The 1,891-nt window shown below is 62.3% G+C and carries 2 protein-coding genes; one reads left to right on the top strand and one right to left on the bottom strand.

What is annotated here, in order from left to right:
• Window positions 1–480, bottom strand: a 480-nt coding sequence (locus tag AKL29_RS44385) for an ABC transporter substrate-binding protein (RefSeq protein ID WP_244481747.1), incomplete at its 3' end; no start/stop codon positions are given.
• Window positions 481–719: 239 nt separating this feature from the next.
• On the opposite strand from AKL29_RS44385, the gene AKL29_RS04075 reads away from it, so the two are divergent.
• Window positions 720–1,559, top strand: a complete 840-nt coding sequence (locus AKL29_RS04075; protein WP_028332638.1) for an AraC family transcriptional regulator — start codon at window positions 720–722, stop codon at window positions 1,557–1,559.
• Window positions 1,560–1,891 lie beyond the last annotated feature (332 nt).

Below are 1,891 nucleotides of genomic sequence, written 5' to 3'. Positions count from 1 at the left end.
CCAGCCCATGGTCCACGGGAAGTTCTTCGGATCATTCCACTTCGCCGCGCCGGTCGAGACGAACAGCTGCGGCACCTTCTTGGCGTTCATGTATTTCTGGATCGCGGTGTTGCCCGGCGTGCCCAGCGGATTGAAGATCAGGAGCACCTCGTCGCTCTCGACCAGCTTGCGGGCCTGCTCGACCATCTTCGGCGGCGAGTAAGCGTCATCGTAGGAGATGAAGTTGACCTTGCGGCCGTTGATGCCGCCTTCGCTGTTGAGCTTGTTGAAATAGGCGGCTTCGGTCTTGCCGATCGTGGCGTAGGCCGACGCCGGACCGGAATAGGGCATGATGTTGCCGACCTTGATCTCGGTGTCGGTTGCGCCCGGATCGTATTTCTTCTGCGCGTTGGCGGCGCTGGCGACGGCGATCGTCAAAAGTCCCGCAAGCACCGCGGATTTGACGCAGTTGGCATAGCTCAAGCGTTGGTGGTGCATCATTGTCCTCCCTGACATGCTGGCCGCGGCTCTTGCAGTCTTGATTATCGGGCAGCTTGATGAGCCGTCGGATCGATGCGTCGGCGAGTATGCACGATTGCAACATTGTTGCCAGCGGCGGCTTTGCGGGTAAATTTCCGTGGAGCGGAACCACAGTTTCGCCGCCCGGGCAGCAAGGACTGTCAAATGCCGCGCGCGGCAGCCGTGCATGATGCCCGAGCTTTGCAGGAAAGCCGTCATCCATGAATCCAGCCCAGAAGGCGCTCTGGTACATCGAAAGCCATCTCGGCGCGCCCCTGACGCTCGACGAGATTGCCGCCGTGGCTGGCGTCTCGCGCTTCCATCTGGTGCGTGCGTTCGCGGAGGCGACCGGGTTCTCGGTGATGCGTTATGTGCGGGCCCGTCGGCTCAGCGAGGCCGCGCGCGAGCTCGCGGCCGGTGCGCCCGATATTCTCAGCCTCGCGCTGGATGCGGATTACGGCTCCCACGAAGCATTCACCCGCGCGTTTCGCGACCATTTCGGCGTCACGCCCGAGACGGTGCGCGCGACAACGTGCCTGACGACGCTCAATCTCCAGGAGCCGATCACCATGATCTCGACAGCTCTCGACCACATCGATCCGCCGCGCATTGCCACCGGCAAGGCGTTCCTCGTCGCCGGCATCGGCGAGCGTTACAATCACGGCAATGGCAGCGATGCCGGCATTCCGAACCAGTGGCAGAGCTTCCACCAGCAATGCGCGCACATCCCCCGCCAGGTCGGCAACGTCGCCTATGGCGTCTGCTGCAACGGCGACGATGCCGGCAATTTCGACTACATCGCCGGCGTCGAGGTCGCCGATTTCTCCGACCTGCCGCGCGAGTTCGCGCGCGTCCGGATTCCCGAGCAGAAATACGTCGTGTTCACACACGCCGACCACATCTCGACCATCCGCCGCACCGTCAACACGATCTGGAATCGCTGGCTGCCGCAATCCGGCATGAATGTCGCGGACGCGCCGAACTTCGAGCGCTACGACGAGAAGTTCGATGCGAGCACCGGCAATGGCGGGCTGGAGATCTGGGTGCCGGTGAAGGAGTAGCGGGCGCCGCTGCAGCAAACCCTGGTGTCGCCCCTGCAGAGACCCATGACCACCGATGCTTGTTATTTGCGTGATGCTGGAATGACGAGTCCCCCTACAACTCTCGCCGCGGAGTATGGGTCCCTGCTTTCGCAGGGACGACACCGTCGATCGTGCCGACGTTGTTGGGTGAGCCATACACCTGAGTTGCCCGGGCCAACAAACTCGATGTCGTCCTGGCGAATGCCAGGACCCACTACCCCAAATGGCAATTGCTGCGCGACGCCGGGGCCGTGATCTCTTTCACAATCAAATTCGGTGGCTATGGGTCCCCTGAGTTCGCAAACGAAGTG

The sequence above is a fragment of the Bradyrhizobium pachyrhizi genome (assembly GCF_001189245.1).
GTDB lineage: Bacteria > Pseudomonadota > Alphaproteobacteria > Rhizobiales > Xanthobacteraceae > Bradyrhizobium > Bradyrhizobium pachyrhizi.
Note: the sequence above shows the minus strand (reverse complement) of the source record. Positions and strands in the feature narration are given on the sequence as shown.

What these genes read in the sequence shown, in the direction of transcription:
- AKL29_RS04075 (WP_028332638.1), top strand. Translation starts at nt 720, where the DNA reads ATGAATCCAGCCCAGAAGGCGCTCTGGTACATCGAAAGCCATCTCGGC.